The organism is Brucella sp. NBRC 14130 (genome assembly GCF_040371715.1).
Lineage (GTDB): Bacteria > Pseudomonadota > Alphaproteobacteria > Rhizobiales > Rhizobiaceae > Brucella > Brucella intermedia.
The window spans coordinates 117,221-143,553 of the sequence record NZ_BAABTE010000010.1; the positions used below are offsets into that span (position 1 = coordinate 117,221).

Here is a 26,333-nt window from a genome sequence, read left to right on the forward strand (position 1 = left end):
TCGGTCAAAACAGCGGGGTAACTTGCGATTCAAGAAAAAGAAGAGCCGATGGTTAAACGTTCAAAGATAAGCCGATGGCTTGCAATATACTTGGTCGCTGGCTGTATTCTGAATTTTCCGGCCGAATTGCATGCGCAACAAGCCGCAGGTGCAGAGGTCTCAGCGGGCACTGAAGAGACATCGCACCATCCCGCACCGGCAACCGACACCTTTGGTCAGACCCAGTTTGTTCTAAGCGGCGATCCCATCATCCCTCCGCGCGATTATGCAAGAGGGTTGGAGATTCCGAATCCTGACGCATACGATCCCAACGAGTCCGGCACTATTTTTGATATCGTTTATCGTGGCGTTGTCGATGGCAGGATGCGTTTTGAAGTCCGCGGGTACACCGCCAATGATTTGCAAACCCCGGATACGGGGCAAATGTCGGATTTCCCGGCTGACCAACATGCCATCGAAATCAGAAATATCCGGATTGATGTAGAGGCTGCTGAACCGGGAAGTCTGACCTATAGGGCAAACAGGCTTTCTGATGGGGCCGGTAAGTAGCCGGGGTATTGCAGCCGGCACTGGATGGAACTGTTTCCGCCGAATGGTGCTTTTTGTTCTTTCAATGCGGCGTTGTTGAGAAGTGTCTGACACGTTGAACTATGAAACGATATAGAAACGGCAAGTACGAGCTTGTGATTCGAAGAGCCGAAATTGCTCCGCATTGGACCACGTTAAAAGGCAGAGGGCATGGAATTTCCCCGTGACATTGTAGATGCGGCCAGAAATTTGTGGCTCGAAGTTTCAGAGGCCAACGAAAGAATAGCGCCTGTTGACGCAATCGCGCTTGCCATCCTCCGGGAAAGGCAGCGATGCGCGACGATTGCGCTCTGCGTGTTTGATGATGAAGAGTGGTCGGACGATTATCGCATGGCAGGTGGGTTGGCTGCGGATGCAATACTCGCAGGAAATGGCCATGTTTCGGATTAGAGCGCTCGCATCGTCGTTGAAACTCATCGTGCACGGAAATGGATTGAAATGGTAATCAAACATTCAGGGATAGGGGTCGTTTGCCTGCTTTCACTGGCAGCCTCTGGGTGCACGACATCGCCGCAGAATTATGCAGCCACCCTCTCATCTCAGGACCCCAAATGGCAGTCACCCCAGTGCGAAGAAATCCGTGCTGAGGCTGTGAACTATGAGGCGAGAGAAACGAAGGCTTCCGATTTGGCTCCGGGACTGCTTATCGGTCCCTACGGGCTCGGCATTGCGGCAGCCATAAAAGAGAACGACGAGAAGCGCAGAAAATTGTTCGTTCGTGAGATGCATCTGCGCTGCTCGAGCTTACCTCTTCCGAAGGAACTCGAAAACACGCAAAGCGACATGAACCAGTCGAAACGGGCGGATACTTTTCGATAGATCGTTAGGCTCTGCAACCTGTCCCGACTTAGACACCCTCTTCAACAGTGAGATAAGATGTCCAAATTCGTCCCCGTAATCGCGTTGCATGGCGGCGCTGGAACCATTCTCAAGGCCAATATGACGGCGGAGAAGGAAGCGGCCTATCATGCCGGATTGCGTGAATGCCTGCAGGCCGGATTGGACGTCCTGCATAAGGGTGGCAAAGCTATCGATGCTGTGACGGCATCTGTAATGGCTCTGGAAGAAAATCCGCTTTTTAACGCCGGGCGAGGAGCTGTTTTCACCGCAGACGAAACGCACGAGATGGATGCAGCCATCATGGATGGCGCTACGCGCGCTTGCGGGGCAATTTCTGGAATTTGCGGCCCGCGCAATCCTGTTCTTGCGGCGCGTGCGGTCATGGAAAAGACCGAACACGTATTTTTGGCGGGGGAAGGAGCAAAGCGTTTTTGCGAAGCGGCTGGCCTGGAAATGATGACTCCCGAATGGTTTTCGACAGAACAACGCCGCAAGGCATTGCATGACGAAATGGAACGTCGTCGCAGCGGCGCAGCCGACGATGGCGATCCAGCCCGCAAGCACGGCACGGTAGGCGCTGTCGCACTGGATAGCTTCGGACATCTGGCTGCTGCTACCTCCACGGGCGGTATGACTGCGAAGACGCCGGGACGCGTTGGCGACAGCCCGGTCATCGGTGCGGGAACCTGGGCGGACGATCAGACGGTTGCGCTTTCCGCCACGGGTCACGGAGAATATTTCATCCGCTGGGCGGTGGGCCATGAAATTGATGCACGGATGCGCTGGGCAGGGCAATCACTCGACGAAGCGGCTGGCACCGTTGTCCGTGAACTTGGCGAAATCGGCGGTTCTGGTGGTCTAGTTGCGGTAGACCGTAAAGGCAATGTCAGTCTGCCGTTCAACAGTCCGGGCATGTATCGCGCATGGTGCGGTACAGATGGTGAGATTCATACCGCAATCTACGGGTAGGACGAAGCGACTGCTTACATCTGCAGCGCTGGTTCAACTGGGCCAGCGTAAATAATCTCGTCGCGAGGTAGAGCGCGGGAGGACAGATTTATCGGTTTTCGACGGAACCGGAATTCCGCCGGTAGCAGGCGGGTAAGATTGGCCGCCTGCTCATTCTACATCGTGTCGCGGACGCGCTCCCAGGCTTTCGTCAAATGGCGCCCCAGAACCTCGGAGAGCCGTTCCGCATCGCGGGCTTCGAGAGCCGTGATCATTTCTTCATGCTCGGAGACGGCTGCGGCCCATTTCTCCGCGCCCTCATGCCTCACAAAGCGGATGCGCTTCAACCGCGTCTGCAGCATCTGGTGAATATCCGCAAGCGTTGGATTTCTGGCAAGACGGACAATGGCCAGATGTATCTGCTGGTTGAGCTTGTAATATTGCAGGCGGTCAGCGTGCTTGTAACGCTCGATCATTTCATCATGCAGTGCTCGAACCTCTCCGATTTCCCGGTCGGTCGCCAGTTCGCAGGCAAGTTTTCCAGCAAGCTCTTCCAAGGCGCGCAGGACTGTAAGCATGTCCTTTACATCGGCCGCACTGAACCGTTTCACAACGGCGCCGCGGCTTGGAACAAGTTCCACCAGACCTTCGCTGGCGAGATACTTGATCGCCTCGCGCAGTGGCGTGCGCGACACCCCCAGCTGTTCGCCAAGCTGACCTTCATGCAGGCGGGTGCCCGGTTCCAGCTGCCCTTCGATGATCATATCGCGCAGATGGTTGACGAGCATATCGTGCAAAGCAGTGCGGCGGAACGCCTGTGAGCCGTTATCGGACTGCTCGGTTTTCTGAATTTCGTCCATCGACCTTTTTCTCAAAGAGTGAGCTCGAATCCCATCTCACCATCTGACGCGAAGATGGCTGGCCTGCTCTCAACCGTCAATATAAAATGCTGCATACAGAATACAAAATGCTTGCGTCCCCACTAAGACTGGCATATGCATGCTGCATACAGAATGCAGACGAGGAGGATGCTAATGACTGCCACTGGCGCTGAACCGAGCGTGATTGCGCTTGCAATGGGGGATCCAGCCGGTATCAGTCCCGAGCTGATGGCACGTCTTCTGGCCCTGCCGGATGTCAAGAAAGAAGCGCATCTCATCGTCTTCGGGGATCGTCGTATTCTAAATGAAGGCGCGCGCGTCGCAGGTGTCGAACTTGATCTGCAGGATGCCAATATCGAAAATGCGCCTGGCATGCTGGTGGGCAAGCATGTCTTCGTCGACTTGGAGAATCTCGATCCGAAGGATGTCGTGCGTGGCGAGGCCACACTGGTTGGAGGAACTTTTGCGACCCACAACTTCCGCACCGCATTGAAGTTTGCCGAGGCAGGTCACGCACAGGCCGTTTGCTTCACGCCTTTCAACAAGCAGGCCATGCGGTTTGCATATCCAGGCTACGACGACGAAATCCGCTTTGTTGCCGATGTTCTGAACTTCACGGGCAAGGTACGTGAATTCAACGTTCTGGAGAAGGTTTGGAATGCGCGCGTAACGTCGCATATTCCGCTCAAGGACGTAGCCTCGACCCTGACTGTCGAAGGAATTCTGGCTGAGCTCGGACTGGCTTGGGCCTGCCTGAAAAAGGCGGGATATGACAACCCGAAGATTGCAGTAGCCGGGCTCAATCCGCATGCCGGTGACGGAGGCAGCTTTGGGATGGAAGAAATCGACATCATTGAGCCGGCGGTAAAGGCTGCCAAGGCCAAGGGGTTCGATGTGGATGGGCCCTTTCCGGCGGACACGGTGTTCCTGCGTGCTCTCAAGGATGGCTTCCAGGCGGTGCTGACAATGTATCACGACCAGGGGCAGATTGCGATGAAGCTGATGGGCTTCGACAAAGGCGTGACGATGATGGGCGGATTGCCATTTCCGCTTTGCACGCCTGCCCACGGCACAGCCTATGATATTGCCGGGAAAGGGATTGCGGATGTGGGAGCTACGCGCGAAGCGATCCTGCTTGCCGCACGGATGGCGAAAAGAGCCAAAGCGCTTCCGAGCGCTGCCTGATTGCTGACATTTTGATGCTATCGGCATGGGGGGAGGCCCATGCCGTTTAACTGGGAGGATAGACCATGAAGAAGTCTTTGCGCATTGCATGCCTCGCCGCAGGGGCGGCGGTAGTTGCCTCGTCTGTGCACGCATTCGAGCCGACGCGTCCTGTGGAATTTGTCGTAACCGCCGGACCGGGAGGGGGGACTGATATTTTCGCGCGCACAATCCAGTCGATCATCGGCAAGTATGACCTGATGAGCGCGCCAATCGTCGTCACGAACAAGGGGAGTGCGGGCGGAGCCGAAGGCTTTGTCTATACTGCTGGTTACAAGGGTGATCCGTATAAGCTCGCTTTCGGCACCAACAACGCCTATCTTTTGCCGGTGCGCGCCAAGGTTCCTTACAAATCGGACGATTTGATACCCGTTTCAGCCCTTGCCGCAGACGAGTTCATTCTTTGGGTCAGCGGAAAATCTGATTTCAAGACCGCCGCAGAGTTTATCGCCAAGGCGAGGGATGACGCGGGTATGAAGGTTGGTGGAAGCCAGTCCAAGGACGTTGACCAGATTCTTACATCCATGATCAACGATGCCACCGGCTCGAAACTCGGCTACATTCCGTTCAAAAGCGGTGGTGAAGCGGCCGTCCAGCTCGCAGGGGAGCACATCGCCGCCAATGTCAACAATCCGAGCGAAAATCTCGGTCAATGGCAGGCCGGAATGGTAAAGCCCCTTTGTGTCTTCAAGAGCGAAAGGCTCAAGGGGGAGGGAAAGGTGGCTGGCGATATGGGATGGAGCGACATTCCGACCTGCATGGAAGCCGGGATCGCAATCGAAAATTACTCCATGCCGCGCACGGTGTGGCTGCCAGCCGGTGTCGATCAGGAAGTCGTCGACTACTATGCAGGGGTACTCAAGAAGGTTTCCGAAACACCTGAATGGGCGAAGTACCTTGCAGATAGTTCACAATCTGCCGCCTATATGAGCGGAAACGACCTTTCCTCCTTTATCAAGAATGATGAAACGGCGGTAACGGCGGTGCTCAAGCGCGAAGGCTGGCTGGCCAACTGACGTTTTGGGCATTTGTGCAGGCACCGCTGGCGCCTGCATCTTCCATCGAAGGAGCTCATCACATGAGTGAGAATGGCGAAGGCGGAATTTCCCGCTTCTCCGTTGAGGCGGGCGTGGCTCTCCTCACGGGCGCGCTGGGGGCCGCGGTTTGTTACGGGTCGCAGCAGGCTGGCACAGGCTGGACGGAAATGGGGCCGGATGCCGGTTACTTTCCGTTCTATATCGGCCTGCTTATCCTGTTCGGAAGTGCGGTTAATCTCGTTGTGGCATTTGTAAAACATCGCGGTAGCGGAGAAATCTTCGTTGAACTCTCCCGGCTGAAACCGGTTCTCGGTTTCGCTGTGCCGCTGGTTGCCTTCGCAGCCCTATCGACGATTCTCGGTCTTTATATCGGCACCGCACTCTACATCGCTGGAGCGATGATGTTTCAGGGGCGCTACAAGTGGTGGGCTTCATTGCCAGCCGGCATTGCCGTTTCCCTCTTCTTTTTCGTCATTTTTGAAATCGGCTTCAAGGTTCCACTCCTTAAGGGTCCGGTCGAGGCTTTCTTCGGGATTTATTGATCCCGGAAAGTCCGATGTCTTTGGAGGAAAGACATGGAAAACTTCAGTCTCCTGATGGATGGCTTCGCCCACATACTCAGTTTCAATCATGTTCTGCTGATGATGCTGGGGGTGACGCTTGGAATTCTGGTCGGTGTCCTGCCGGGATTGGGCGCGCCCAATGGCGTTTCCCTGCTTTTGCCGCTGACATTCACGATGGACCCGATCTCCGCGATTATTCTGCTTTCGTGCATGTATTGGGGGGCATTGTTCGGTGGGTCGACAACGTCCATTCTGTTCAACATTCCGGGGGAGCCTTCGTCCGTAGCCACCACTTTCGACGGCTATCCGATGGCGAAGGCCGGACATGCGAGCCGCGCATTGACGCTGGCATTCGTCTCAGCCGGGATCGGCGCACTGGCTGGCGTGGTGATGATTACACTGCTCTCAAGCTGGGTCGCCAATTTCGCCCTGCGGTTTTCATCCCCGGAATATTTCGCTGTGTATTTTCTGGCTTTTGCCAGTTTCATATCCATGGGCGCTCAATCGCCGTTCAAGACGCTCGTTTCCATGATGATCGGTTTTGCTTTTGCTTCGGTGGGCATGGACACGATCTCCGGCAATCTGCGCCTGACATTCGACATACCGGAACTTATCAAGGGTATCTCTTTCTTGATCGCAGTGATGGGCTTGTTCGGGATCGGTGAATTGTTGCTGACGACGGAGGAGGGGTTACGCTTTGATGGGATCAAGGCACGGGTGCGTCTTGGCGAGATCGGGCGCACTCTTCTCGAAATGCCGCGCTATTGGTTTACGCTCGCTCGTTCCACGCTGATCGGTATCTGGATGGGTATAACCCCCGCAGGACCAACCGCCGCATCCTTCATGAGCTACGGGGTGGCTCGCCGTTCCGCACGGGACAAATCGAAGTTCGGCAAAGGCGATCCTCGCGGGATCGTCGCGCCGGAAACCGCAGACCATTCTGCTGGCACATCCGCGCTTCTCCCCATGCTGGCACTGGGCGTGCCGGGTTCGGCAACCGCTGCCGTGATGATGGGTGGGCTGATGATCTGGGGGCTCACTCCGGGTCCGACATTGTTCACGGATCGTCCGGACTTTGTCTGGGGTCTGATTGCCTCCATGTATCTCGGCAACATTGTCGCCGTCATTCTGGTGATTGCAACCGTGCCGCTCTACGCATCTATTCTGCGCGTGCCGTTCTCGATCATTGGTCCGATCATTGTGGCGGTCATTTTCTCCGGCGCTTATCAGGTCGCCAACTCGATGACCGATGTCTGGCTGGTGATCGCATTCGGTGTGCTGGGCTATATTTTCAAGAAGCTCGATTATCCGCTGGCGCCTTTGGTTCTCGCCATGGTTCTCGGCGACAAGGCAGAAGATGCATTCCGCCAATCGATGATGATGTCCGGCGGTCAGCTCTCGATATTCTGGTCGAATGGCCTGGTTGCCTCGTTGATGACGCTCGGCGTCTTCCTGCTGGTCTCCCCAGCCCTATTCTGGGCAATCGGCAGGCTGCGGAACCGCAAGCCCCAGGTTCCCTCCGGCAATGGCAATGTGGCCTGATCCCGATGGATGATGCAAAAGAACAGGAATGCAAGTTGAAACAGACAACTTCCAAATGGACACGCGAAACCTGGCCAATTGCAGCGGCGATGATCCAGTATCCCAATATGCTGCCGGATGGCAGTTCGGTGCAGGATCAGTCGGCGGAAGATTGGGCTTGCACCTTGTCCGATGTTGCGGACGCAGGTTTTACGGAACTTGACCCGACAGACAGCTGGCTGCGGCTCGCTGATTTGTCGCCTGCGCGCCTCGCTGAATTCATGATTGTTGCCAAATCGCTAGGCCTCACCATTCCTGCAATTTCGACCTCACGGCGCAGTGTGATCGACGCCCAGCGCGGCGATGAATATCTGGCCTATGGGCATCGGGTTATCGACACCGCGAAGGAGATCGGCGCGGGCAGCGTTTCCTTCGGATTGTTTGAACCGCTGACGAATGCACAGAAACAGGCATTGTGGTTCTGGACGGTTGACGGGGCGAAGAACCCGAATGACCCGGCTGTCTGGAAAAAGGCCGTGGAGCGAATTCGCGAACTCGGACACCATGCGGAGGAGCTCGATATAGAGCTTTCGCTTGAAATGTATGAGGATACTTATCTTGGCACTGCGGACAGTTCGGTTCGTTTTGTCGAGGAAGTCGGTCTCGACAATGTCGGGATCAACGCTGATCTGGGCAATCTCATTCGTCTACACCGTCCGGTCGAGCATTGGCAGCAGATGATGGAGAAGGTGGCGCCTTACGCAAAGTTCTGGCACGTCAAGAACTACACCCGCACTGAAGATCCCGCATCAGGCGTAATCGTCACGCATCCGGCTCCGCTCGAAAGCGGTATCATCAATTATCGCGCCGCGATCGGAATGGCGCTGGATCACGGATTTGCCAGCCCGTTTTTATGCGAACATTATGGTGGCGACGGGCTTTCCGTTTCGGCTACAAATCGTGACTATCTGCGCCGCATCCTGCCACGCGGCTAATGACCCAGACCAAGGACTGTTTCAATGACGACGATTTTCGACGCGCCGGAGGAGTTTGCCTCGACCGCTCTTGCCGGGTTTGCCAGTATCTATAACCGCTATGTTCGCCACGTGCGGGGCGGCGTTGTTCGCTCGACAAAGGTGCCTCAAGGCAAGGTCGCTGTGGTTGTGGGTGGCGGCTCCGGCCATTACCCGGCGTTTGCCGGATATGTGGGGCCGGGTCTAGCCGATGCAGCTGTTGCTGGCGACGTATTTGCCTCACCCTCGACAGCGGCAGTGGCCCGCGTCTGCCGTCAGGCGCATAAGGGCGGTGGTATTCTTCTGGGCTTTGGTAATTATGCAGGCGATGTCCTCAATTTCGGCGTTGCCGCCGAGCGCCTGCGTGCCGAAGGGATCGACGTACGCATCGTGCCGGTAACGGACGATGTGGCCAGTGCTCCGGCGGATATGCACGAAAAGCGGCGGGGTATTGCTGGCGATCTGGTCGTGTTCAAGATTGCTGGCGCGGCTGCTGAAGCCGGTCTGTCGCTGGATGAGGTTGAACGGCTGTCGCGTCATGCCAACGCGAACACTGTCTCCTTTGGCGTTGCCTTCAAAGGCTGCACATTGCCTGGCGCTCCACATCCGCTCTTCACCGTACCGGAAGGCCAGATGGCGCTTGGTCTCGGCATTCATGGCGAACCGGGAATCAAGGAAGAGGCGATCCTGCCTGCCTCCGGTCTGGCAAGCCTGTTGGTGGAGAAGCTTCTGGCGGAGCGTCCGGAAGGAATGCGAAGGGTTGGCGTTATCCTGAACGGCCTCGGTGCGACTAAATATGAAGAGCTGTTTGTCTTGTGGACGGCGATCGCGTCGCTTCTGGAAAAATCCGGTCTTGATATTGTGGCGCCGGAAGCGGGTGAATTTGTTACCAGTCTCGATATGCAAGGGTGCTCACTGACACTCCTGTGGCTCGATGAAGAACTCGAGCGCTATTGGACGGCAGCTTGCGATACCCCGGTTCTTCGTCGCGGCGCAGCCATTGCAGTCGAACCCGCTGACGATATTATCGCCAATGAGGATGCAGCCCCGGTTTTTGCTCAGGCAGATGAGGCAGGACGAGCAGGAGGCGCCTGCATTCAAGCTATTCTGCAGGCCGTCGGTGACGCACTGGTTGAAGCCGAAGAAGAGCTGGGCCGCATTGATGCTTTTGCCGGCGACGGCGATCACGGGCAGGGGATGCGACGCGGCTCCGCGGCTGCAAAAGACGCTGCGGATCAAGCCGTGAAAGCTGGAGCCGGGTCCGCAAGCGTTTTGGCTGTAGCCGGTGACGCTTGGGCAGATCGAGCCGGAGGAACATCCGGAGCGCTATGGGGGCTTCTGCTACGCTCATGGAGCACAGAACTGTCCGACAATGGCGGCATTGATGATGGTGCAGTCGTTCGCGGCGGGAGGCGCGCGCTCGATGCCGTCACCACGCTTGGCCGGGCCAAACCCGGCGACAAGACACTGGTGGATGCTTTCGTGCCTTTTGTGGAGACGCTCGAAAATGAGTTTGCAGCAGGTGTTCCGCTGGCGGATGCATGGAATAAAGCTGCCGATATAGCAAAGACAGCAGCCGAAGCGACGGCGCCTCTTGCCCCGAAACTCGGCCGTGCAAGGCCGCTGGCCGACAAGAGTATCGGTCATCCGGACGCGGGAGCCATTTCGCTGGCGCTGGTTGCAAAAACCATCGGTCGGAAACTGAAGGGCTGAATGCTCGGTCCGGCGGGCCAGTTTGAAACTGGTCCGCCTTATGTACTCGGTAATGGTCTGGGAAAACGGTCAGCCCGGAAGAATCTGGTAGTAAAAGTCGAGTTTTCCCGGCTTCGAGTGCGCCACAAGCATCACCAGTTTTTCCCGGTCGAACAGGCGAAACCAATCTTCCCATTCGACGATTTCAAGACCGCCCGCGTCCAGCGGGCGTTCGACATCGGCGACAAACTCTGGCTCAAAAACAATTCGCAAGACCGGCGCAGCATCGGGATCTATGGAGGTGCTGACAAATGCCGGATTTCCGTTGCGAGCAGCCACCCAGTCGCGAATGGCTTCATGGGTGTCGAGAGTGATCATTTCACTCATAGAGAGCATTCCTCCGGTTGTTACGATGAAGTCCGACGCCATCAGGGACAGGGAAATGCCGCCCTTGTCCCGCTTGTCATGTCCTATCAGATAGGCCTCTTCGGCGTTCCGGAAAGGCGATGCTCCGTTCACTTTCTTCGTGAATCTGCAATCGGGGTAAAATCTTTCAGTTCATCCTGTTGACGACGGCTTTGCGTTCATTCATGTCGTAAACCGACTATTCGCTGTTACAGCCTGGAAATCCCCAAAATGACTGAACGTCTCTCCCTCGCTCGCGACCGCATCAATGTTCTTCTGCTGGAAGGCATTAACCAGACGGCCGTCGATTACTTCAAAGCCTCCGGTTACACCAATGTCACGCATTTGCCGAAGGCGCTGGATAAGGCCGATCTGATCGAAGCGATTTCGTCAGCGCATATTGTCGGTATTCGTTCCCGCACGCAGTTGACCGAAGAGATTTTTGCTGCGGCTAACCGCTTGATCGCAGTCGGTTGTTTCTCCGTCGGGACCAACCAGGTTGAACTGAAAGCAGCCCGCAAGCGCGGCATTCCGGTCTTCAATGCACCATTTTCGAACACCCGTTCGGTAGCGGAGCTGGTGATTGGCGAAATCATCATGCTGATGCGTCGAATCTTCCCGCGTTCGGTCTCTGCGCATGCAGGCGGTTGGGACAAGACCGCAACCGGCAGCCGCGAAGTGCGTGGCAAGACGCTGGGTATTGTCGGCTACGGCAATATCGGTTCGCAGGTCGGCAATCTGGCCGAGAGCCTCGGCATGACGGTCCGCTATTTCGACACTTCCGACAAGCTGCAATATGGCAATGTCAAACCGGCTGCGAGCCTTGATGAGCTGTTGAAGATTTCGGACGTCGTCAGCCTGCACGTGCCGTCGAACAAATCGACTTCGAAGCTGATTACCGAAGCGAAACTGCGGAAGATGAAAAAGGGTGCTTTCCTCATCAATAATGCTCGCGGTACGGTTGTCGATCTGGAGGCTCTGGCGAAAGTCCTGCAGGAAGGCCACCTCGCCGGTGCTGCCATTGACGTGTTCCCGGTTGAACCAGCCTCCAACAACGACAAATTCGTTTCGCCCATTCAGGGACTGGAAAACGTCATTCTTACGCCGCATATCGGCGGATCGACGGAAGAAGCGCAGGAACGTATCGGTTTGGAAGTCACCCGAAAACTGGTCGAATATTCCGATGTCGGCTCTACCTTGGGTGCCGTCAACTTCCCGCAAGTGCAGTTGCCGCCGCGCCCGACGGGTACGCGTTTCATGCACGTGCATGAAAACCGCCCGGGCATTCTCAACAGCCTCGTGAATGTTTTCTCGACACATAACATCAATATCGCCAGCCAGTTTCTGCAGACCGACGGCGAAGTGGGTTATCTTGTTATGGAAGCTGACGGCGTCGGCGACGCCAGCGAAACGGTCTTGCAGGCCATTCGCGAAATTCCCGGCACCATTCGTGCGCGTTTGCTCTATTGATCTATTTCGCAGCGCTAACTATCGCTGGCGCTGCGATTTCTCATAACGTTTGACGAGGCGGTCGCGGCGCAATCGCGAAAGGCGCTGGATCCAGAAAATACCGTCAAGCTGGTCTATTTCATGCTGGTGGCAAACGGCGAGCAGGCCTTCCGATTCCTCGGTTTGCTCGTTCCCGTCGAGGTCCTGATAGCGGATTTTGATGCGGGCGTGGCGTTCGACCTCATCGACAACGCCCGGCATGGAAACGCTACCTTCCTGATGATGGATCTTTTCCTCTGAAGCCCAGAGGATTTGCGGGTTCACATAGAATTTCGGGCCTGCTTCAGGCAGTTCCAGAACCACCAAACGCATTGCAATACCGATATGCGGCGCGGTAATCCCGATGCCCGGGGCTGCTCGCATCGTGTCGAGGAGATCGGTTCCCAGTTCCTGCAAAGCGCTGTCGAACAGGGTGACAGGATCGGCTACGGCACGCAGCCGTTTATCCGGATAGGTTACAATCGGGCGAACAGTCATCGGGCCTCACAATGCGGCGCGGATACACGCTTATCCGCATGCGCTCTTTGGCCGATTTTCATCGTGACTTGCAAACGTTATTGCAGGGAGACGATCACAATCCCCGTGCAATAACGAGACGTTGTACGTCGCTCGTGCCCTCGTAAATCTGGCATACGCGAACATCACGATAAATGCGCTCAACCGGATAATCAGCCAGATACCCGTAACCGCCGTGAATCTGGATCGCGGCGGAGCAGACCTGTTCGGCCATTTCCGAAGCGACAAGTTTGGCCATCGACGCTTCCGTCAAACAGGGTTTGCCTGCTTCACGCAATGCGGCTGCATGCAGCACCATCTGCCGGGCCGCCTCAATTTTTGTCGCCATATCCGCGAGCCGGAACGCAACCGCTTGATGCTCGATGATGGGCTTGCCGAATGTAACGCGTTCCCTGGCATAAGCACGCGCGGCCTCAAATGCGGCGCGGGCCATCCCGACTGACTGTGCGGCGATACCGATACGCCCGCCTTCCAGATTGGCAAGCGCTATCTTGTAGCCCTGGCCCTCTTCACCCAGCCGGTTTTCCACCGGAATGGGCATGTTTGTGAAAGCGAGCGCACATGTATCAGATGAATGCTGGCCGAGCTTGTGTTCGACTGAAACGACCTCATAACCCGGTGTATCGGTCGGCACAATGAAAGCCGAGATGCCTTTCTTGCCAGCCGATGGATCGGTAACGGCAAACACGATCACTACGCTGCCGTTCTTGCCCGACGTGATGAACTGTTTGGAGCCATCGATCACATAATGATCACCATCGCGGCGTGCACGGGTTTTGAGCGCGGAGGCATCGGAACCGGCTTGGGGTTCGGTCAATGCGAACCCGCCAATCCATTCGCCAGACGCCATTTTGGGCAGAAACCGCTGTTTCTGCTCTTCGGTGCCGAAACGGAGGATGGGAACGCAGCCGACCGATGAATGGACCGAAACGATGGTCGAACATGCCCCATCGCCGGCCGCAATCTCTTCCAGCGCCAGCGCATAGGCAACCGTTCCGAGATCGGAGCCGCCCCATTCTTCCGGCACCAGCATTCCGAGAAAGCCAAGCTCTCCCATTTCGGTCAGTTCTGCGCGCGGAAAGGCGTGCTCCCTGTCGCGTGCGGCAGCACCCGGCGCAAGCCGTTCCTGTGCGAACTGCCGGGCAGCTTCGCGAATATGCTCCTGCGTATCGTTCAAGAGCATCAGACAATCCTCTCAATGCCTACGGCGGTGGCCTCGCCACCGCCCAAACAGATGCCAGCCACGCCGCGCTTCAGGCCATGGGTTTCGAGGGCTGAAAGCAGGGTCACAAGAATGCGGGCACCCGACGCGCCGATTGGATGGCCAAGGGCGCAGGCGCCACCATGAATATTGACCTTGTCGTGCGGAAGATCGAGATCGCGCATGGCAGCCATGGCGACAACTGCAAAGGCCTCGTTGATCTCAAAAAGATCGACATCACTCAGGTTCCAGCCGATCTTCTCGGAAAGCTTGCTTATCGCGCCGATGGGGGCTGTTGGATAAAAGTTCGGCTTGTCGGCATGGGTGGCATGGCCGACCAGAACGGCGCGCGGGGTGAGCCCGCGCTTTTCCGCCTCCGATGCGCGCATGAGAACGAGTGCAGCTGCCCCATCCGAAATCGAGGAGGAATTGGCGGCCGTCACAGTGCCACCGTCGCGAAATGCCGGGCGAAGGGTCGGTATCTTGTCCAGTTTCGCCTTGCCGGGCTGCTCGTCAATCGAAACTTCAACTTCGCTGCGCCCAGCCTTCACGGTGACGGGCGTGATTTCGGCGGCGAAAAGCCCATCCTTGATAGCATTCTGCGCACGCGTCAGTGAGGCAATGGCGAATTCATCCTGAGCTTCACGGGTGAATTGATAGGCTTCCGCGCAATCTTCGGCAAAGGTGCCCATGAGACGGCCTTTGTCATATGCGTCTTCAAGCCCATCAAGGAACATATGGTCGAGAATCTGGCCGTGTCCCATACGATACCCGCCACGTGCCTTGGGCAGCAGATAGGGGGCATTGGTCATGCTTTCCATGCCGCCTGAGACGATCACATTGGCGGAACCCGCGAGTAGAAGATCATGGGCGAGCATGGTCGCCTTCATGCCGGAGCCGCACATCTTGTTGATGGTCGTCGCGCCAGTGGAAACGGGTATTCCGGCTTTGATCGAAGCCTGACGCGCCGGAGCCTGCCCCTGACCGGCGGGCAGAACGCAGCCCATATAGACGTCTTCGACCGCTTCCGGTGCAAGTCCCGCTCCTGCAAGTGCGCCACGAATGGCCGCGGCACCGAGGTCTGTAGCCTGAGCGCTGGTAAACTCGCCCTGAAAGCCGCCCATGGGAGTACGGGAAGCACCGACAATGACAATGGGATCGCTGTTGGACATGATCGTTCCTCGTTGGTTTTTTCCGTACGCAATTCCGGACGGAAAGCCGGTTTCCACTTTTCCTGGAATGGCTTTATTTTGCTGCCATGCGAAGTGCACCATCCAGGCGGATGACTTCACCGTTGAGCATCTGGTTTTCCACGATATGGCGGGCTAGAGCCGCATATTCTTCCGGACGCCCCAGCCGAGGCGGGAAGGGCACGGATGCGCCGAGGGCATCCTGCACTTCCTGCGGCATGCCAGCCATCATCGGCGTGGCGAAAATTCCCGGTGCGATGGTCATGACCCGAATGCCGTGACGCGCAAGTTCGCGGGCGACCGGCAAGGTCATCGCAGCAACGCCGCCCTTGGAAGCGGAATAGGCAGCCTGACCGATCTGGCCGTCAAAGGCTGCAACCGATGCGGTGTTTATGATGACGCCGCGCTCTCCGCCTTCACCGGGGTCGTTCTTTGCTATGGCTTCCGCGGCAAGGCGCAGCATATTGAACGTGCCGATCAGATTGATCGAAATTGCGCGCGTGAAGCTCTCCAGTCGATGCGCCCCGTCGCGTCCGAGGACCTTTTCGCCGGGCGCGACACCGGCGCAATTGACGAGCACATCAACGCGTCCGAACGCTTCCAGTGCGGCTGCTATAGCTGCTTTGCCATCCTCGTCGCTGGTGACATCCGTGCGGTGGAACTTTGCTGCCGCGCCAAGAGCCTTGGCCTGCGATTCGCCTGCTTCCGCATTCACATCTAGAAGCATAACCTTGCTACCAGCATCGACGGCCATTTTCGCAACCGCGGCGCCGAGGCCGGAGCTTGCACCGGTAATAAGGAATACCCGATCCTTAATCTGCATATTCTTGTCCTCAGGCCTTCGTCTGTTGCTGTTTGTCGATTTCCGCCTTGCGCAGAAGGAAACGCTGTATTTTTCCACTCGGTGTCTTGGGAAGTTCGCTTAGAAAGTCGATTTCACGTGGATAGGCATGGGCGGAAAGCCGCGTCTTCACGTGCAATGCCAGTTCATCTTTCAGTTCCTGCGTACCTTCGAAACCCGGCGCAAGGATAACAAATGCCTTCACAATTTCCGTGCGTTGCGGGTCCGGCACGCCCACGACCGCCGCTTCATTGACAGCTCCATGTTCGAGAAGGGCGCTTTCCACATCGAACGGTCCGATGCGGTAACCGGATGATGTTATAACGTCGTCAGCTCGGCCGATGAAACTGATCGAACCATCCGGCTCGAATTCCACGGTGTCGCCAGTGCGATAGTAACCGCCTGCAATGGCTGGCGTTTCCTGCTTGTAATAGCCGGAAAACCAGAGAAGCGGCGATTTTGCTATATCAATGGCAAGAATACCGGGCTGGTTAGGGCCGAGTTCGTTGCTTTGTTCATCCAGAACGGCCACACGATAGCCGGGCATGGCGTAACCAGCCGACCCGTGCCGGACCGCGTGTTCAAGGCCGTGATGATTATTGACCACCATACCCAGTTCCGTCTGGCCGTAATGATCATAGATCGGTGCGCCGAGATATGCGTCGAACCAGCGAATAACCTCCGGGTTGAGTGGCTCTCCGGCGCTCGATACGACGCGCAGGCGACCCTTGACGCGTTTAGCTGCTTCCGGTCCTTCCGCCATCAGCAGTCTGAAGGCGGTCGGTGAACCGGCAAGGCTCGTAACACCGAGACGCTCAATGATATCGTAGGTGCTTTTAGCGGTGAAGCCGCCTTCGTACAGCGTGGTTGCGATGCCTAGCTGCAATGGTCCTGTCACGGCATAATAAAGTCCATATGCCCAGCCCGGATCGGCAATATTCCAGAAAATATCGTCGGAACGCAGGCCGATGGCGTCGCGCATATAGGCGCCGAATGCCAGCAGCGCATAAAGCGGGACTGGCACGCCTTTCGGTAGGCCCGCCGTACCGGAGGTCGACATCATCATGAACAGATCGCTGCCTGTGCGAAGTACCGGGAGGCAGTCAACCGAAGCGGACGCGGTCGCTTGACGAAAATCGATGTCACCGGCGGGCAGGCTTTCACCAGATGCGAGAACGGTAGCGACCTTGGGGCAGTTTTCGACTTCTGCAAGCTTGGCGCGATTGGCCGTGTTTGTGACGACCAGTTTTGCGCCGCTGGTTTTCAGACGATGTTCAATCGCTTTGGGACCGAAGGCGGTGAAAAGCGGCTGATAGACAGCGCCGATACGCCACGCGCCGAGAATGGTTGCGATGAGTTCTGGCGTGCGCGGCAACAGACCTGCAACGACATCGCCAGCGCCGACACCTGCATCTTTCAGTACATTGCCCGCACGAGCGGCCATATCGCGCAGGTTCTCGAAGGTGAATTCAGAAAGTTCGCCATTTGTCGCAATGGCACGCAAGGCGACGCGATTATCACCGATATGCCGGTCGCAGCATTCAACACAGGCATTGATGCCGGTTTCCGGATTGCCGTGAAGCTTTGCGATAGCATCTTCGATGCGAAATTGCGCAACGGCATCCTCATAACGCGCCAGCCGCGCTGAAACGGACGTTTCAGTCATCCAGTATAACCTCCCTGACCGCCACCTCCTCGTGGCCAACCATTCCCGAAGGTTAACTCTTCATGCATTGCAAACAATGACATTAGATGCATTAATGTGTGATCGATTTTGCAATATGGGGAGACCATGGAGCGCCACAATATCGCGCCGGGCTTTGTCGAGGATGCGCTCGAAAGCGTGCGCGTTCGGGGGATAGATGTAGCTCCCCTGATGGCCCAAATCGGCTTGTCGGAAAGAGTGACTGAGCCTGTCACCAATGTCGAATACGGTCGCTTGTGGTGGCTGATTGCCGAAACGATCAATGATGAATTTTTCGGGCTGGCTGCAAGGCCGATGCGCCCCGGCAGTTTCAACCTCCTTTGTCACGCGGTTTTGCATGCAGGCACGCTGGAACGTGCCTTGCGGCGGGCCTTGCAGTTTCTCAATGTGGTATTGGATGATCCGCAGGGTGAATTGCGGATCCGCGACGGCATGGCCCATGTTGTTCTGACCGATGCCGGACCTCCGAGGCCGGCCTTTGCCTATCGGGCCTATTGGCTGATCCTGATGGAATGGCCTGCTGGCTGATCGGACGGCGTATTCCCCTGCGGACGCTCGACTTTGCCTGCCCTGCGCCTGTCCACCGTCAGGATTATCATAAATTTTTCGGAGCGCCGGTTCTCTTTGACCAGCCGGTCACGCGACTGGTTTTCTCATCAACCTATCTGTCGCTGCCAATCATTCGGAGCGATGTGGCGCTGGAAAGTTTTCTGCGCGAAGCTCCTGCCAATATTCTGATCCGCTATCGTCATGATAACGATCTCTCTGCAAGAGTGCGGGCGCAACTGAACGTCTTGCCAATGGCATACTGGCCGTCCCTGGAAGAGTTGGCAAGGGGACTTGGCATGTCCGTACCGACCTTGCGGCGCAGGCTGCGGGGAGAGGGGCAGAGTTTCGGCACGATCAAGGACGAGTTGCGCTTCGTGACTGCCGAAAGGCTTCTGCAGGAAAACAGCCTCAGTGTAGCGGAGGTAGCCGCCGAACTTGGCTACAGCGAACCGAGCGCCTTTTATCGCGCATTTCATAAATGGATGGGGCAGAGCCCGGGCCGGTTTCGGACGGTACAGCAGGAGAAATAAAAAAATGCCGGGCACTGGGCCCGGCATCTCTTCGCTTGGGAGGCTGTGTCAGTCTTCCTTGATCATGCTGTCCTTGCTGGTATCGCGCATGCGCAGGTACACAATCAGGGAAATGCCGATCATGATGGTGACATACCAGTAAAAGCCACGTTCCCAACCGCCATTCTTGAAGCTCAGCGCGACGTATTCGGCGGTGCCACCGAAGAGGGTGTTGGCGAGCGCATAGGGCAGGGCGACGCCGAGCGCGCGAATATGCGCCGGGAAAAGCTCCGCCTTCACCACAGCGTTGATGGAAGTGTAGCCGGTGACGATGATGAGCGCACCCATGACCAGCACACCGGCCGTGATCGGATCGCGGGTCTGTTCCAGTGTCGTGAAGATCGGATAGGTGAAAAGAACACCGGCTGCGCCGAAAGCGATCATCAGCGGCTTGCGGCCGATCTTGTCCGACAAAGCGCCAGCGATGGGCTGCAGGCACATGAAGACGAACAATGTGACGGCGTTGATCTGGCTTGCCACTTCACGGCTGAACCCGGAAGTGTTCACCAGAAACTTCTGCATGTAAATCGAGTATGCGTAGAAGGCGAGCGTGCCGCCAGCGGTCAGAAGCATGACGAGGGCGGTTTCCTTCGGATGGTGCTTGATAAGCGTCCAGAAACCGGATTTCGGTGCGTCCTTGGTCTTTGCATTCTTGAAGCTCTCGGTTTCCGCCAGGCCGCGACGCAGCCAGAACACGACAACGGCAAGCAGTGCGCCGATGAAGAACGGAATACGCCAGCCCCAGGATTCGAGCGCAGGGGTTTCCATCGTAGACTGAAGCACGATCAGAAGCAGGATTGCCAGAAGCTGCCCCGAAATGAGCGTCACATACTGGAACGAAGAGAAGAAGCCACGGCGATCCTTGCCTGCCATTTCCGACAGGTAGGTGGCGCTTGCGCCGTATTCGCCGCCGACCGAGAGGCCCTGCATCAAACGGGCGAGCACGAGGAGGGCGGGAGCTGCAAGCCCGATGGTCTGGTAGTCCGGCGTCAGCGCGATAATCAGCGAACCGGCACACATGAGCGTCACGGATAGCGCCAGACCTGCCTTGCGGCCCTTGCGATCGGCATAAATACCCATGATCCAAGCGCCGATAGGGCGCATGACGAAACCGACCGCAAAGACTGCGGCCGCGCTCATGAGTTGGGCGGTCTGGTTATCGGACGGGAAGAAGTGCGGTGCAAAATAGAGCGCAAATGCTGCATAGACATACCAGTCGAACCATTCGACCAGATTGCCGGTCGAGCCGCCGATGATGGATTTCAGGCGGCTGTTGGTGCTTTGCACTTCACTCCGTTCGTTTGTAATTGAGACCATGGTTGCTCCTTCAAATCTCTCGATTTTTGAATTTCACCCCTTGTTTGCTAACCGGATCGACGAAACGGTTTCGGGGTGTTTTTCCATCGCTTCAACTCGTCTCTGCACTTCCTTTTGGGATTGTGGGAGAAGACTTGTGTAGCGCTGGTGAATAATCTCAGTCCGCACTCCGCTTCAGCGTCGAGCAGGCAATAGCAGTGATCCGGCCGGTAAGAGCGACGCCGGAAATCAATTGCGGTGCTGGTGCTATGTTGAAGTGGTTCACGGCTAACTCCTCCCTTCGAAACTCCCTATTTCGAAGTGGCGCTAACATGCTGCAGCGCAGAAAACATCACCAGACAGAGGAGTTAAAATTTTTAAGCCGTTGAAACAAAATGAAGTTTATCAATTCTCGGCATAGTTCGCAGGAAATTGTGTGCAAGATTCTGCGTGACTCCTTGCTCAAGTTTGCATAAATCGGCACAAATGAAGCTGTCATCAAAGATCGCGAAACTCGCTTTGGTGACCCTCGCTTTCCTGCTGTCACTCGGCGTGTGGTTTTTCGCCGGGCTGTGGGCGGAGCGCGGGGCGCTTGATCGTCTTCGCGAGGACGCAACACTTATAGCGCGCCAGCAGACCCGACTGATTGACAGCGAACTTGCGAAGTTCCGGCTGCTGCCTGTCGTTTTAAAGGAATATAGCGATCTGCGCGATGTGCTCGCCGGTGGCTCGCGGGATGCCACAGCCCGTCTCAATCAGAAACTCGAACTTGTTGCACACCAGATTGGCTCACCAATCATATATGTCATAGCGCGTGACGGTACTGTTATCGCGTCCTCGAACGCCAATACACCAGAGAGCTTCGTAGGGCGAAACTACGATTTCCGCCCTTATTTCAAGGGTGCGATGGCGGCGGGTTCGGCTGAATATTATGCCATAGGCGACCTGAGCGGGCGCTTTGGTCTGTTCCTCGCACAGCGCATTGGCGATCAGGCTGATCCGGTCGGTGTGGTCGTGATAAAGTTCGAGTTTCATAGACTGGTTCAAACCTGGTCCAACGATCCTGGGCAAACCTTCGTTGTCGATCCCCGGGGCATCATACTCGCCTCGACGGATAAATTCGAAGACCTTCGTTCGTTTCAGCCGATAACAACCACAGAACGCGCGCAGATCATCGAAAGCGGGCAGTTCAATGCGGCGGATATGAAACCGAGCAATTATAGCTTTGCGCCGGAAGGAATGATGATCGAGCCTTCCGGCGGATATTCAGTCGCTGTCGATGAGCCGATTGCGGGAACGGCGCTGAAACTGGTCCATATAGAACCAACGGGACCAGCGTTGCGGGCCGCAAATGATCTTGCCCGTCTGGTGACTGTGGCGGCGATGCTCGTTTTCGTCATAATAGCCGGTGCGATTTATTGGCGGACAAGCCGCGCTGCGCGTGCTGCTGCTTATCGTACAGAACTTGAGAGTGCGGTTGAGGAACGTACCGCGGCATTAAGTGCCGAAATGGCGGAACGTGAATTGGCCGACAAGCGTTTTCGCGATGCCCGGGAGGAGCTTGCCCAGGCAAACCGCCTTGCTTCACTCGGATCAATCACCGCAGGACTGGTGCATGAGATCAATCAGCCGGTCGCGACCATTCGGACGCTTGCGGAAAACGCGCAGCATCATCTTGCCAATGGGAAGCTCGACAAGGTTGCCAGCAACCTTAGTACGTCGGTGGAGCTCACGGCTCGTATAGGTTCCATCACACAGGAGATGCGTCGGTTTGCCCGCCGGCGGAGCGGCATCGTTCGCCCACTTCCGTTGAATGAACTGGTGGATGGCACAATGCTGCTTATGGGAGACAGGTTCCGCAACGCCAATGTCCGACTGGATATACCTGAGCGATCCGACATGGTGATACTCGCCTGCCGCATACGATCCGAGCAGGTGCTGGTGAACCTGCTGCAGAATGCATTGGATGCGGTAGCGACCAGCCAAAATCCTCGAGTTGCATTCAGCATCCGCGAGGAAGGGGACCAAATTTCCCTTGTCGTGGACGATAACGGCAAGGGGATTGAACCGAAGCTGGCCGATGAGATCTTCAGCCCCTTTGTAACCGGAAAAGCGGATGGGCTGGGCCTGGGCCTGGGTATTGCAAGAGACCTCATGACTGAAATGGAAGGAACATTGCACGTCATTCCATCGCAGCTTGGCGGCGCGGCTTTTGCTGCCACTTTGAGGCGTGCAGGAAAGGAGGGGCACCGTGACGGAAAGTGAGCCATTGCGGGTCATGTTGGTAGATGACGATGCGGCATTTCGTACGGCATTGGCCGATTCATTCGAGATCGCAGGTCTATATATAGAGGCGCATGGTGACGGACAGTCGGCGTTGAGCAGTCTGACGCCCGATTATCCAGGCATCGTTGTGACCGATATTCGCATGCCGCGCGTTGACGGGCATGCTGTGATGGAAGCGTTGCTGGCGCGTGACCCGGAACTGCCGGTCATTTTAATGACCGGGCATGGCGACATTGGAATGGCTGTGGCATCTCTCAAAAAGGGAGCTTTCGATTTCATTGCCAAACCGTTCGCCGCCGATCATCTGATATCGAGCGTGCGGCGCGCGCTGGAAATGCGCCGTCTGGTACTGGAAAATCGTCGCCTTCGCCGGGCGGCGGCAGATGCCGAACAGGATTATCCCTTGCTTGGCGAAACGCCGGTGATGATGCGGCTGCGCGATACGATCCGCCAGCTTGCCAGCGTCGATGTCGACGTGTTGATCGAAGGCGAAACCGGTACAGGCAAGGAACTGGTGGCCCGCCTTCTGCACCGCTGGAGCGCGCGCCACGCACGCGGTTTCGTTGCCATCGATTGCGCGGCTTTGCCGGATCCCATAGCGGACGAAGTCCTGTTCGGCAGTCGCATCCAGCGCGGAAGGATAGCCGATGCAGATCGGGGCTCCTTGTTTCTCGATGAGATAGACAGCATGTCGCCAGCTGTTCAGGGTAAGCTGCTTCGTGTTGTCGAGGAGCGTGAACTGCCCTCGCTTTCCGGGGAGCCGCGTGCCGTGAATCTGAGGATCATCGCGGCTGCAAAAGGAAATCTCGAAGAAGCTGTGGCCTCGGGTCGCTTTCGTTCCGACTTGTTCTATCGCCTTGAAACGGTCAGGCTCCGTATTCCTCCGCTGCGTGAGCGGCGGAAGGACATCGGTTTGCTTTTCTCCTATTTTCTTGATGAAGCGGCAGCTCGATTTGGCCGGTTGCGACCCGCCATCGATGCGGCGATGGAAGCGAGGCTGAATTCAGACGAATGGACAGGAAATGTCCGCGAGTTGCGCAACTATGCCAAGCAAGTCGTGTTGGGACTGCGCCACGATCCCGTCGCGGAACCCAACCCGCCATCACTGTCGGAGCAGATGGATCGTTTTGAAGAAAGTGTCATTCGGGCGACGCTGGACCGGTTCAGCGGCGACGTCGGCGCCGCCGCAGAGCTGTTGCAATTGCCGCGACGAAGCCTCTATGCCCGTCTGCAGAAGCTCGCAATTGACGCTTCGACTTTCAGGAAGCGTGATTGATATTTTCGTGCATCTGTGAACTGCCTCTTGGAGGAAGGTGTCACGGTCGCCCGAAGGTCGAGTTACATCGATCTAGAGCATTTCCAGCAAAATTGTGAAACGTCTACGCGGGGAAATCAGTTCACTGGACTGATTTCTTATCCCGCTTCGATGCGTTGGATAATGCGATAAAACAAATGAGTCAGAGCGGTTCTGTTAGAACACGAACCGCTCTATTGCGCTGCGGCTGAACGCTGCCGGCTGATCCATGCAGCTCCGATATTTCCGTGCAGAAAACCGTTCGAGAGCGGCACATCGGGATAGATTGTTCGCAGGCGCGCGGCTCCTTCGCCCGGACTGGTCACTTGTTTCAGCACCTCGTCATGAATGCGGGCCACTTCCACCATATCACAATCCTGCGGTGACAGTCTGAAACGCCTGATCCCTGCTTGGAGCAGGTCGGGCAGATCCTCGATGAGCGACTGACAGGTATGAGAGAGCGTCTGCACGCCATTGAGAGCCAGGAAGGGTTGGCTGTCCAGCGTTTTGACGGGAAGTCCGTCCGGTTCTTCACCGCATACAAACTGACAATTGTCCTTTATGTGACCCTTGGACCGCGCATGCGCGCAACGGGCTGAAATGGCGAGCGGCACTCGTCCGAACGTGAATATTTCGAAAGCAATATCGGGTGCAGCTTTGACAATCTCCCGGATAGAGCTGATCGGTAATTCCGGCGGAAGACAAATCGACTGCGCGCCGCGAGCGGCAAGAACCTTGGCGGTTGCCGCGTTATAAACATTGACCAGTGGACCGACCATGTGCGGCACACCGGACAACAGTCCCAATGCAGACAGATCATTTGCCTCAACAGGAAGTGTTGCTTCCTTGATCGTTTGGCGGACCTGCTTGGCTTCGCGTTCAAGCATCACCAGCGCCAGCGAACCGAGGCTCACTATCTTTCCTGCGCGCTGCAGCCGCTCTATCACAGCGTCCATGTAAGGTGTCAGGAAATGGAACCGCTTGGAACAGACGATTTCACCGACAGTCACTTTGGTAATTGGCGCTTCGTCGGCGATGCGAAAGTAAAAATCGCGCCATTTAGGGCCGTCCCACAGAAACAGAACGGGACCAAGGCTGAGGCTCGCTCCTGACATGTCTATCTCCAGCGTTTGTCGTAGGCGCCTGACGTCGTCTGCTGGCCCTCGCTCAGCAGTCTGAGACGCGATAGCAGGCCTGCACGGCTTTCGGGAGGTGCAGCAAGTGTTTGACGCAGCGTGGAGACGACTTCGCTGACATAAGCCTTGCCGCGCTGGCGACCTTCAATCTTGAGCGCGGAGACTCCTGCCGCCCGCAACTCGTCTATATGGTTCATGACATCGAGCGAAACGGGGTCTTCGAAGGCATAGCCTTGCTCGTCTGCAATGTTGAAGCGGCCCTTGCAAAGCGTCGGATAGCCGGTGGGTTCGCCCACCGGGAAACGATTGATCGTATATTCACCGAGTTCGGAAACGAGTTCCTGCCCATCCTGCCGGTAGCGGACATGGCTTGCCGGTGAACAAACGCCGTTCATGTTAGGCGATCTGCCCGTTGCGTAAGAAGACAGGGAGCAGCGCCCTTCGGCCATGACGCATAATCCTCCAAACACGAAGACTTCCATTTCGCAAGTGATCTTGCGGCCCAGTTTCGCAATGTCGGGGATTGTCAGCACGCGCGGCAGCACGACACGCCTTGCCTTGAATGCATCAACGAGAAACTGGATTGCATCTGCGTTGGAAGCGGAAGCTTGTACGGATACGTGAAGCCGCTGCGTTGGATGTTTATCAGCCGTATAGGCCATCAGTCCAAAATCGGCGAGGATCACCGCATCTGCGCCGAGTGTTGAGGCATCGTCCACGGCGCGATACCAGATGTGTTCATCGCCCGCGCGCATGAACGTGTTGATAGCAACGAAAACCTGCGTTTTGCGGGAATGGGCGAACTGGATTGCGTCGCGTAGCTCATCGCGGCTGAAGTTCAGCCCGGGAAAGTTACGCGCATTCGTTTCATCGCGAAAACCACAATAGACGGCATCCGCTCCGGCACTTACCGCTTCGCGCAAGGCCGACGGCGTGCCTGCAGGGCAGATCAGTTCCATCCGTCAGTTTCCTTGCCCAAGGCTTTGCTTCGCACAAAATTTGCGATTCCGCGCACCATCGGCGCAAATGGCCCGGCGCCGGTGCCGAGATCGGATGGAAGATCTATGTTGCAGTCGTCCAGCGCATTGCGAAGCGCGAGCATGGCTTCCATGTCGCCTGTCACGGTAATGTCCCGGGAGAAGAACAGCGCGTCCCCATCAAGTTTGCCCTCGAGGAGCGCAAGCAACATAACCAGCGGTCCTTCTATGCCCGCATCGACCGATGTCGCCTGATCTTCGCGCATGATCGTGATGCGTGGCTTGTCCGGCTCAATCACAAAAGCAAACGGAATGTCGGACGGGTGAAAACGGAAACGCTTCGTCGCATAATCCCCGAGACGTTCGAAGAGCCCCGGGTGGGCCCGCATCACGTGAAAGAATATGCGCGAGACGAACGGGGCGATCAGAAACGGTGGAACAAGCCGGGCTGGAGCAGCCACAGCCGAGGGTATCTTCATCATCATCCAGCTCCGGTGAGCCTTACAAGGTGAAACCAGAATTAGGCGATTCAATACAAGGACAGTTTGATTC

The 26,333-nt window shown here is 56.7% G+C and carries 24 protein-coding genes and 1 pseudogene; 14 read left to right on the top strand and 11 right to left on the bottom strand.

The features are described 5' to 3' along the window. Positions 1 to 48: 48 nt before the first annotated feature. The 4 genes from ABWW28_RS19550 to ABWW28_RS19565 all read left to right on the top strand — a co-directional run bounded on the left by ABWW28_RS19550 (position 49) and on the right by ABWW28_RS19565 (position 2,397). Complete coding sequence (locus ABWW28_RS19550; protein ID WP_176588594.1) at positions 49 to 549, top strand: hypothetical protein; 501 nt, start codon at positions 49 to 51, stop codon at positions 547 to 549. 189 nt (positions 550 to 738) lie between these two features. Then, positions 739 to 978, top strand: a complete 240-nt coding sequence (locus tag ABWW28_RS19555; protein ID WP_006470113.1) for a hypothetical protein — start codon at positions 739 to 741, stop codon at positions 976 to 978. A 48-nt stretch (positions 979 to 1,026) separates the two neighbouring features. Next, positions 1,027 to 1,407 (top strand): hypothetical protein, encoded by a 381-nt coding sequence (locus tag ABWW28_RS19560; RefSeq protein WP_176588595.1) that lies wholly within the window; start codon positions 1,027 to 1,029, stop codon positions 1,405 to 1,407. 57 nt (positions 1,408 to 1,464) lie between these two features. Next, complete coding sequence (locus tag ABWW28_RS19565; protein ID WP_176588596.1) at positions 1,465 to 2,397, top strand: isoaspartyl peptidase/L-asparaginase family protein; 933 nt, start codon at positions 1,465 to 1,467, stop codon at positions 2,395 to 2,397. A gap of 155 nt (positions 2,398 to 2,552) precedes the next feature. Here ABWW28_RS19565 and ABWW28_RS19570 read toward each other — a convergent pair whose 3' ends face one another. Further along, on the bottom strand, positions 2,553 to 3,236 hold the full coding sequence (locus tag ABWW28_RS19570) for a GntR family transcriptional regulator (protein ID WP_176588597.1): 684 nt from the start codon (positions 3,234 to 3,236) through the stop codon (positions 2,553 to 2,555). A 174-nt stretch (positions 3,237 to 3,410) separates the two neighbouring features. Between ABWW28_RS19570 and ABWW28_RS19575 the strand changes: the two genes are divergently transcribed. The 6 genes from ABWW28_RS19575 to ABWW28_RS19600 all read left to right on the top strand — a co-directional run bounded on the left by ABWW28_RS19575 (position 3,411) and on the right by ABWW28_RS19600 (position 10,328). After that, positions 3,411 to 4,442, top strand: a complete 1,032-nt coding sequence (locus ABWW28_RS19575) for a 4-hydroxythreonine-4-phosphate dehydrogenase PdxA (protein ID WP_176588598.1) — start codon at positions 3,411 to 3,413, stop codon at positions 4,440 to 4,442. A gap of 65 nt (positions 4,443 to 4,507) precedes the next feature. Further along, the gene (locus ABWW28_RS19580) at positions 4,508 to 5,497 is read left to right on the top strand and encodes a tripartite tricarboxylate transporter substrate binding protein (RefSeq protein WP_176588599.1); all 990 of its coding nucleotides are present in this window, start codon (positions 4,508 to 4,510) and stop codon (positions 5,495 to 5,497) included. A gap of 62 nt (positions 5,498 to 5,559) precedes the next feature. After that, the gene (locus ABWW28_RS19585; RefSeq protein ID WP_176588600.1) at positions 5,560 to 6,060 is read left to right on the top strand and encodes a tripartite tricarboxylate transporter TctB family protein; all 501 of its coding nucleotides are present in this window, start codon (positions 5,560 to 5,562) and stop codon (positions 6,058 to 6,060) included. 33 nt (positions 6,061 to 6,093) lie between these two features. Beyond that, on the top strand, positions 6,094 to 7,623 hold the full coding sequence (locus tag ABWW28_RS19590) for a tripartite tricarboxylate transporter permease (protein ID WP_176588601.1): 1,530 nt from the start codon (positions 6,094 to 6,096) through the stop codon (positions 7,621 to 7,623). Between the two features lie 5 nt (positions 7,624 to 7,628). Beyond that, the gene (locus ABWW28_RS19595; protein ID WP_176588602.1) at positions 7,629 to 8,597 is read left to right on the top strand and encodes a sugar phosphate isomerase/epimerase family protein; all 969 of its coding nucleotides are present in this window, start codon (positions 7,629 to 7,631) and stop codon (positions 8,595 to 8,597) included. 24 nt (positions 8,598 to 8,621) lie between these two features. Next, positions 8,622 to 10,328, top strand: coding sequence for a dihydroxyacetone kinase family protein (locus tag ABWW28_RS19600; protein WP_176588603.1), 1,707 nt, complete (start codon positions 8,622 to 8,624; stop codon positions 10,326 to 10,328). Between the two features lie 69 nt (positions 10,329 to 10,397). Here the strand turns inward: ABWW28_RS19600 and ABWW28_RS19605 are convergent, their stop codons facing one another. Further along, positions 10,398 to 10,826: a hypothetical protein gene (locus ABWW28_RS19605; RefSeq protein ID WP_247886277.1), complete on the bottom strand. Its 429-nt coding sequence runs from the start codon at positions 10,824 to 10,826 to the stop codon at positions 10,398 to 10,400. Between the two features lie 117 nt (positions 10,827 to 10,943). Here ABWW28_RS19605 and serA point away from each other — a divergent pair, with 117 nt between their 5' ends. Beyond that, positions 10,944 to 12,182 carry a phosphoglycerate dehydrogenase gene (gene serA, locus ABWW28_RS19610; protein ID WP_006472096.1) on the top strand — a complete coding sequence of 413 codons (1,239 nt, stop codon included), beginning with the start codon at positions 10,944 to 10,946 and terminating at the stop codon, positions 12,180 to 12,182. 18 nt (positions 12,183 to 12,200) lie between these two features. On the opposite strand, the gene ABWW28_RS19615 is transcribed toward serA, so the two are convergent. The 5 genes from ABWW28_RS19615 to ABWW28_RS19635 all read right to left on the bottom strand — a co-directional run bounded on the left by ABWW28_RS19615 (position 12,201) and on the right by ABWW28_RS19635 (position 17,635). Further along, on the bottom strand, positions 12,201 to 12,698 hold the full coding sequence (locus ABWW28_RS19615) for a peptide deformylase (RefSeq protein ID WP_113475420.1): 498 nt from the start codon (positions 12,696 to 12,698) through the stop codon (positions 12,201 to 12,203). Positions 12,699 to 12,792: 94 nt separating this feature from the next. Next, on the bottom strand, positions 12,793 to 13,920 hold the full coding sequence (locus tag ABWW28_RS19620; RefSeq protein WP_176588604.1) for an acyl-CoA dehydrogenase family protein: 1,128 nt from the start codon (positions 13,918 to 13,920) through the stop codon (positions 12,793 to 12,795). Beyond that, on the bottom strand, positions 13,920 to 15,110 hold the full coding sequence (locus tag ABWW28_RS19625; protein WP_176588605.1) for an acetyl-CoA C-acyltransferase: 1,191 nt from the start codon (positions 15,108 to 15,110) through the stop codon (positions 13,920 to 13,922). The genes ABWW28_RS19620 and ABWW28_RS19625 overlap by 1 nt, the downstream gene beginning before the upstream one ends. A 73-nt stretch (positions 15,111 to 15,183) precedes the next feature. After that, on the bottom strand, positions 15,184 to 15,951 hold the full coding sequence (locus ABWW28_RS19630) for a 3-hydroxyacyl-CoA dehydrogenase (protein WP_021585741.1): 768 nt from the start codon (positions 15,949 to 15,951) through the stop codon (positions 15,184 to 15,186). Positions 15,952 to 15,961: 10 nt separating this feature from the next. Continuing rightward, positions 15,962 to 17,635: an acyl-CoA synthetase gene (locus ABWW28_RS19635; RefSeq protein WP_313013812.1), complete on the bottom strand. Its 1,674-nt coding sequence runs from the start codon at positions 17,633 to 17,635 to the stop codon at positions 15,962 to 15,964. 126 nt (positions 17,636 to 17,761) lie between these two features. On the opposite strand from ABWW28_RS19635, the pseudogene ABWW28_RS19640 reads away from it, so the two are divergent. Next, a pseudogene (locus ABWW28_RS19640) lies at positions 17,762 to 18,753 on the top strand (AraC family transcriptional regulator). 48 nt (positions 18,754 to 18,801) lie between these two features. Here ABWW28_RS19640 and ABWW28_RS19645 read toward each other — a convergent pair. Further along, complete coding sequence (locus tag ABWW28_RS19645; protein ID WP_176588607.1) at positions 18,802 to 20,109, bottom strand: MFS transporter; 1,308 nt, start codon at positions 20,107 to 20,109, stop codon at positions 18,802 to 18,804. 465 nt (positions 20,110 to 20,574) lie between these two features. Between ABWW28_RS19645 and ABWW28_RS19650 the strand changes: the two genes are divergently transcribed. Next, positions 20,575 to 22,353 (top strand): sensor histidine kinase, encoded by a 1,779-nt coding sequence (locus tag ABWW28_RS19650; RefSeq protein ID WP_176588608.1) that lies wholly within the window; start codon positions 20,575 to 20,577, stop codon positions 22,351 to 22,353. After that, positions 22,340 to 23,650, top strand: a complete 1,311-nt coding sequence (locus ABWW28_RS19655) for a sigma-54-dependent transcriptional regulator (RefSeq protein ID WP_176588609.1) — start codon at positions 22,340 to 22,342, stop codon at positions 23,648 to 23,650. The genes ABWW28_RS19650 and ABWW28_RS19655 overlap by 14 nt, the downstream gene beginning before the upstream one ends. Positions 23,651 to 23,862: 212 nt before the next feature. Here ABWW28_RS19655 and ABWW28_RS19660 read toward each other — a convergent pair whose 3' ends face one another. Genes ABWW28_RS19660 through ubiT form a run of 3 tightly spaced genes read right to left on the bottom strand, consistent with a single transcriptional unit; the run spans position 23,863 to position 26,263 of the window. Further along, positions 23,863 to 24,783 carry a U32 family peptidase gene (locus ABWW28_RS19660; protein ID WP_176588610.1) on the bottom strand — a complete coding sequence of 307 codons (921 nt, stop codon included), beginning with the start codon at positions 24,781 to 24,783 and terminating at the stop codon, positions 23,863 to 23,865. 2 nt (positions 24,784 to 24,785) lie between these two features. Then, positions 24,786 to 25,763, bottom strand: coding sequence for a ubiquinone anaerobic biosynthesis protein UbiU (ubiU, locus tag ABWW28_RS19665; protein ID WP_176588611.1), 978 nt, complete (start codon positions 25,761 to 25,763; stop codon positions 24,786 to 24,788). Continuing rightward, positions 25,754 to 26,263 carry a ubiquinone anaerobic biosynthesis accessory factor UbiT gene (gene ubiT, locus ABWW28_RS19670; RefSeq protein ID WP_176588612.1) on the bottom strand — a complete coding sequence of 170 codons (510 nt, stop codon included), beginning with the start codon at positions 26,261 to 26,263 and terminating at the stop codon, positions 25,754 to 25,756. The genes ubiU and ubiT overlap by 10 nt, the downstream gene beginning before the upstream one ends. Positions 26,264 to 26,333: the final 70 nt, after the last annotated feature.